Raw genomic sequence first — 337 nt, 5'->3', positions numbered from 1 at the left:
TGGGGGTGGGGGTGGTGGGTGTGGTGGGGGCGGGCGGGGGTGTCGTTGGTGTTGGTGTGGCGGGCTTCCTCGCGTTTGGGCGCGCGGTCATGCTGCAGCCAGATTCCGCCAGCCTGGCCCGGGTGCGCCTGTTCCAGCCAGCCAGGCAGTTGCGCCGCGCAGTCATCGGCCAGCGCCACGCTGGCGGTCAGCAGGCCGGCCAGGCCCGCGGCGAGTCTGAATGTCATCCCTGAACACCTCCTGTTCATCCCGCCGCGAGTCTACGTCAGCGCAGCACCACTGCCCATGACGGGCATCGCGAAACAGCCAGGCGATGCGTCGTGCCAGCAGATGCCCG

General features: G+C 70.0%; 1 protein-coding gene. It reads right to left on the bottom strand.

What is annotated here, in order from left to right:
• On the bottom strand, nt 1–227 hold a 227-nt coding region (locus J0A65_RS23755; RefSeq protein WP_206596743.1), incomplete at its 3' end, for a hypothetical protein.
• Nucleotides 228–337: the final 110 nt, after the last annotated feature.

This window comes from Bowmanella yangjiangensis (assembly GCF_017255015.1).
Classification (GTDB): Bacteria; Pseudomonadota; Gammaproteobacteria; order Enterobacterales; family Alteromonadaceae; genus Bowmanella; species Bowmanella yangjiangensis.
This window is presented reverse-complemented; position numbering and strand designations above follow the sequence as displayed.